The organism is Kaarinaea lacus (assembly GCF_975902315.1).
In genome coordinates this window covers 1-5709 of sequence record NZ_CDLKIE010000277.1, presented here as the reverse complement: position 1 = coordinate 5709, position 5709 = coordinate 1, and the positions used below count along the sequence as shown (strand labels likewise).

The following is a 5709-nucleotide window of genomic DNA, read 5'->3' as shown; positions in this document are numbered from 1 at the left end:
GGAATATTCGAGAAAATAGCTTTAGAAAATTATGCGACGGCGACATCTTTATTGGCCTGCGCGGTGGGTAGTATTACCGTAAAACTCGAGCCAACATTCTCAACGCTATCTACTGAAATTTCTCCATCCATTAACGTACAGATTCGGCGGCTGATAGCCAGGCCTAAACCTGTGCCACCGTATTCTTTGCTGATTGATGGATCGGCCTGGGTAAATGCTTCAAACACGCGGGTCATTTGTTCTGGCGACATTCCGATACCACTATCTTTAACCTCAATGGCCAGGCAGGCACGATCATTCTGAGTAAGTGATTTTACGTTAATTTCAATGTTGCCATTTTTGGTAAATTTGTTTGCGTTACTCAACAAATTAAAGAGTACCTGCTTAAATCGCATTTTGTCTGCATGTAGTGCAAATTTCTTTCCACTCAAATTAAGCTTGAGATTGTTGTTATTCTTGTCGATAGAAGGCATGATTGTTGCGATAGTTTCATTAATAACAGGCTCAATATCAAAGTCTTCAAACACAAACTCCATTCTGCCCGCTTCAATTTTTGACAAATCCAGTACATCATCTATGAGTGATAACAGGTGATGGCCAGACATGTTGATTTTTTCCAGGTCGGATACTGTCTCGCGGTTTTCGGAATCAGCAGCTTCTTCAGATAGCATTTCACTGTAACCAATAATTGCGTTTAAAGGTGTACGTAATTCGTGACTCATATTGGCAAGAAAGGCGCTCTTGGTTTTATTGGCGGACTCAGCCGTATCTTTTGCAACGCTAAGCTCCTGTTGTTGGAGTTGGCGTTCAATGGCGACACTTACCCAGCTGCCAATGAGATTGACAAGGTCTTTGTCAGTTTCAGCAAAGTTTGTGCTGCGTTTATTGCGCGACGAAAAATTTACAGTACCGTAAACTTTGCCGTTTACCGTTATTGGGGCGGCGATATACGATTGTACCTTGGCAATCCTTAAACTCTTGTGATGCCCGCGTATTTTGGGATCCTTAATATCGGTAATGGCTAGTGGGCCGCTTGAATCAATTGTTAGACTACAAATGCTTTCGTCAAGGAAATACATCATCCCGGGTGTTTGACCAAAGGTATCGTTACCTGCGACATTTAGAACTGTTGAGATATTTTTTTCAGGCTCTATTTTGTTAACCCGGCCGCAATCCATTTTCAGGAAGCGACAACCAAGATAAAGCATCTCATCTATTTGTTCGCTTAGCTTCAGACCTGCCATGGATGATACTTCGTAGAGTGAGCGAATACGGTCACTCTGTTCAACCAGTGCTGTTTCTGTTTTATTGGTGCGCTGGATAACAACTACCATAAATATGCTCAAGATGAATGCTACGCTTCCAAGCAAGCCAATAAAGCGATACGCTTCTTCGTTGTGCTTTGCTGCCTGGGCCAGTTCCTTTTCAACTTCATTACGTTTCATCTCCAGGATATCCGATATACTGTCGACAAAGGAATCCTGCAACGGTACTACCTCTTTAATGAAGGCTTTTTTAGCTTCATCCATTGCATCATCCTGGATAAGCGTTAATACACGCTGTTGAGTCATACCACCTTCATTCATTCTTTTTCTGGCAACTTCCCATGCTAATTCTTCTTGCTTATTCATGGGGCGATCCCAAAGCTTGTCCCTTGCTTTAAGGAAGGTGGTGCCCATTTCGCGAATTTTGATAAATTCTTCATCTCGGTCAAAGGGATCATCCATGGCGTTCATACGGGCCAGGGAAATTGCCCGTCGATGGGTGGCATCGCGCATGGTGGTCAACAGTGAAGTTTCTAACTGAGCGTCAGCAATACGTTGTAAGCGTTCGGTGCTGGTAAGAATGGTGTTATGCCAGACAATTATTAACGCTATCAGTAGCATGATGATACTGATAAAGCCAATAATGAAAAACGTTTTTGATCCAGTGATCTTCATAATTTCTCGGTTAACGTTTAACTGATCAAGCCCTGTTTCGAATATTTAATTTTTATGCATTAATTTTAAACGAAGGCTGAGTAGCGAAAAATATTTTGCACCCATTAGCGTTAACTGCCACTCAATATCTTTGATGTTGCATTGAAAATTTTCAATTTGTTGTCTTTCGTAGAATAACTGTATATTTTTACGGCTTTTTTAGATAAAGCTTTAGCCCGAATTTTCCTGAAAAATTAACGATTTATCTCTGGAATCGACATGATCGGTTAGTCATTATTTACTGTATGGACACGTTTTTTATCCAGAAATCATAAATTATATAACAAAAGCGTAAAACGGTAACGTCCTGATTTATTATAGCTTTATTCCTTGCTTTTGTTTCAATCTGACCGGTAAAAAAACTGTCAGAGATTTTATGGTTGCGAGAGCGCAATAAGCTCGTTAGATTAACAGCTGGTTCTTATGCTTGCTTTTTTATCGAATATTGAGACTTCTTAATTCTGCAGGTATTCGAGAGCAGGTTTACAGGAGGTTTAATGATGTGGATGGTGACTACTATTAAAAAAAATGTTTGGAGTTTACTGGTATTTGCTTTCGCCGCTATCAGTATTATGGGTATGAAGGCTGCCAATACGGATGATGAATGGGAGCAATTTATTAATGACGATTCTGAAGAACGGGCACTTGCTGTTAACGAAGGCGATCTGGAATTTTTAGCTTCACCTCCTGACAAACCACCCCATGTGCTGCATAACAAGCTGGTGATAAATTCACAAAGTTTGAAAGATGGATGGGTCGACCTGGTTCAATGTCATGAAAATCTGGATAAGGTTTCTATCGCTGAAATTATGTACCACGGTCGAAGGACTCGAAACATACAGGTTCTATCCAGTGTTGGTGTGGAAAAGGCGTGGGTAGAGAAAAATTCAGTTCAATTAATCAATATTTCCGAAAATGCACGGGTTTGTGTAACGGCGGAAGTTCATTCTTTATATCCTAACTTTGATGGGACCTACAGTATGCATAATGGCCCATTTCATAGACGCTTTCTCGATGGTTACTATCCAATGCGGGTAACGATGGATGTGACCTTACCCAAAGGGGAGCTTGCATTTGGTGCTATAAATCCAATGGAACAAAAAGGTTTTAGCGTTAGCCACGATAAGCAGGGCATGCAGATAGATGCGTTGTTTGTTGGTGAACTGAATATTGAAGTTTATTTTGATGAGGCGGAAAGTTAAGGCTGATTATCGATGCTAATCTGAACGCCTGGAAATTCAATGTTAAAAAATAAAAAAGCAACCTGAAGCTGATTCAGGTTGCTTTTTTTATGACGTACCGGATCATGCCTTGCCTTGTAATTGCTGCAGGATTGCTTCGTTTTCCAAAGTGGAGGTGTCCTGGGTAATTTCTTCTCCTTTGGCGATGGTCCTTAACAGGCGACGCATAATTTTTCCGGAACGTGTTTTCGGTAAGTTATCGGCAAAGCGAATTTCGTCCGGTTTGGCGATTGGACCAATTTGTTCTCCAACCCAGGCACGGAGTTCCTGCATCAACGCTTCGTCAATGCCGCCCTCGGGGCGTTCTCCACGTAACACCACAAAGGCAAAAATACCTTCACCTTTGACTTCGTCTGGTCGACCAACAACTGCCGCTTCAGCAACTTTAGGATTAGCAACCAGTGCTGATTCGACTTCCATGGTGCCCAGCCGATGTCCAGACACATTGAGAACATCATCGATGCGACCCATAATCCAGAAGTACCCATCTTCATCGCAACGAGCACTGTCTCCAGCCAGGTAATATTTTCCGTCAAACTTACCCCAGTAGGTATCCTTGTAACGTTGATCGTCACCCCAGATGGTTCGTAACATGGATGGCCAGGGTTTGCGAATCACCAGGTAACCACCCTGGTTCGCCGTTTCGATGGCATTTCCGTCCTCGTCCACAATTGCTGCGTCGATACCGGGTAAGGCCTTTGTACAAGAGCCGGGTTTGGTAGGAACAGCGCCTGGAACCGGTGCAATCATGTTAGCGCCGGTTTCCGTTTGCCACCAGGTATCGACGATAGGACAATTTTCCTTACCAATTACTTTGTGATACCACATCCAGGCTTCCGGATTGATGGGTTCACCCACCGTTCCCAGTAAACGAATACTGGAAAGGTCGTAGCTGTTTGGGTAGTCATCACCCTGTTTCATCAAGGCGCGTATGGCTGTTGGGGCGGTATAAAAAATAGTGACTTTATGATCCTGGCAAATTTTCCAGAACCGGCCAGGATCGGGCACCACGGGTGCGCCTTCATACATTAACATGGTAGCGCCAACGGCTAATGGTCCGTAAGTGACATAACTATGGCCGGTGATCCAGCCAACATCTGCAGTACACCAGTAGATGTCGTCATCCTTGATATCAAACACCCATTTCATGGTGATAATAGAGTTAAGCAAATACCCGGCTGAGGAATGTTGAATACCTTTTGGTTTACCCGTAGAGCCTGAGGTGTATAAAAGGAACAGTGGATGTTCGCTGTCGATCCATTCGGGTTCGCAATCTGAACTTTGGCCTTCGATCAATTGATCCCACCAGATATCCCGGCTTGCGTCAAAATTGATGTCGTGTCCGGTGCGTTTTAAAACGACAACCTTGTTAATCGTCTCGCAACCATGGGAGAGTGCTTTATCGGTAGCTGCTTTAAGCTCTACGATTTTGCCACCACGATGACCACCGTCAGCAGTTATCACGCAAACTGCGCCGGCGTCTTCGATTCGATCTTTTAATGATTCTGCGGAGAAGCCACCAAATACTACGGAATGAATGGCGCCTATGCGTGCGCACGCTAACATAGCGATAGCCGCTTCCGGTACCATGGGCATGTAAATAACCGCTCGATCGCCTTTTTTAATACCGATGGATTTCAAGCCATTGGCAAATTCACAAACTTTGCTGTGCAGTTCTGAGAACGTCAGGTGCTGTGTATCACCTTTTTCGCCCTCAAATACAATCGCGGTTTTATTACCCAGTGAATCCAGGTGTCGATCCAGACAGTTATAGGAAACATTCAGGGTACCGTCGTAAAACCAGCGAAAGTGGGGTGCCTTGCTGCTGTCCAGGACCTGTGTGAATGGTTTTTGCCAGCTGAGTTCATCGCGCGCCAAACCCGCCCAGAAGCCTTCATGATCCTGTTGGGCGCTTTTTATTAGCTCGTCCAGGGACTCCTTATTGAGACGTGCTTGCTTCGTAAAGCCATCAGACGGTGGGAACAAACGATTTTCCTGCAGTATGGATTCGATGTTATCTGTGGCCATAAGCTTCTCCTGTGCTTGGTTGTCATTGTTTTGGCTTATGTTAACAAACGATACCGTATTACCGCACTACTGGTCGACCAAGACACTGACCCAGCGCAAAAAAGACCGCCTAAACAGGCCGTGATTGCTTGCTAGGCATCCAGTGAGATTTTGAGGACTTTGGGTACTCTGTGCAGTTGCCAGTGCTCGAGAGCCCATTGCCATATACTGTCCAGTTCGCACGTAGCAAGTTCGGCAGGCGGGTTTTGTCCCAGAAATTCAAGGACTTTGATCAGGTTAACGGAAGGGGGGAAGTTGCTGACTGGCTGGGCAAAAGTTTGTTTGCTTAATTTTTCACCATTGACATTGGTCGCGATGGGCAAATGGGCATACTCTGGCTGTGCTAAACCAAGCACACGTTGCAGGAATATTTGCCGCGGCGTGTTGTCGAGTAAATCACTACCGCGTTCGATTTCTGTAAT

The 5709-nt window shown here is 44.2% G+C and carries 4 protein-coding genes; 1 reads left to right on the top strand and 3 read right to left on the bottom strand.

The features are described from left to right. Positions 1 to 29: 29 nt before the first annotated feature. The gene (locus ACWVCM_RS08700; protein WP_455201347.1) at positions 30 to 1940 is read right to left on the bottom strand and encodes a GAF domain-containing sensor histidine kinase; all 1911 of its coding nucleotides are present in this window, start codon (positions 1938 to 1940) and stop codon (positions 30 to 32) included. A gap of 536 nt (positions 1941 to 2476) precedes the next feature. On the opposite strand from ACWVCM_RS08700, the gene ACWVCM_RS08695 reads away from it, so the two are divergent. Continuing rightward, positions 2477 to 3181, top strand: coding sequence for a hypothetical protein (locus ACWVCM_RS08695; protein ID WP_455201346.1), 705 nt, complete (start codon positions 2477 to 2479; stop codon positions 3179 to 3181). A 102-nt stretch (positions 3182 to 3283) separates the two neighbouring features. On the opposite strand, the gene acs is transcribed toward ACWVCM_RS08695, so the two are convergent. Then, positions 3284 to 5248 carry an acetate--CoA ligase gene (gene acs / locus ACWVCM_RS08690; RefSeq protein WP_455201345.1) on the bottom strand — a complete coding sequence of 655 codons (1965 nt, stop codon included), beginning with the start codon at positions 5246 to 5248 and terminating at the stop codon, positions 3284 to 3286. Positions 5249 to 5379: 131 nt separating this feature from the next. Next, positions 5380 to 5709, bottom strand: a 330-nt coding sequence (locus ACWVCM_RS08685) for a glutamate--tRNA ligase family protein (RefSeq protein ID WP_455201344.1), incomplete at its 5' end; no start/stop codon positions are given.

Bases quoted from the DNA above. Each gene is read 5' to 3' on its own strand.
- ACWVCM_RS08695 (WP_455201346.1), top strand. From the start codon at position 2,477: ATGATGTGGATGGTGACTACTATTAAAAAAAATGTTTGGAGTTTACTG.
- acs (WP_455201345.1), bottom strand. From the start codon at position 5,248: ATGGCCACAGATAACATCGAATCCATACTGCAGGAAAATCGTTTGTTC.
- ACWVCM_RS08700 (WP_455201347.1), bottom strand. From the start codon at position 1,940: ATGAAGATCACTGGATCAAAAACGTTTTTCATTATTGGCTTTATCAGT.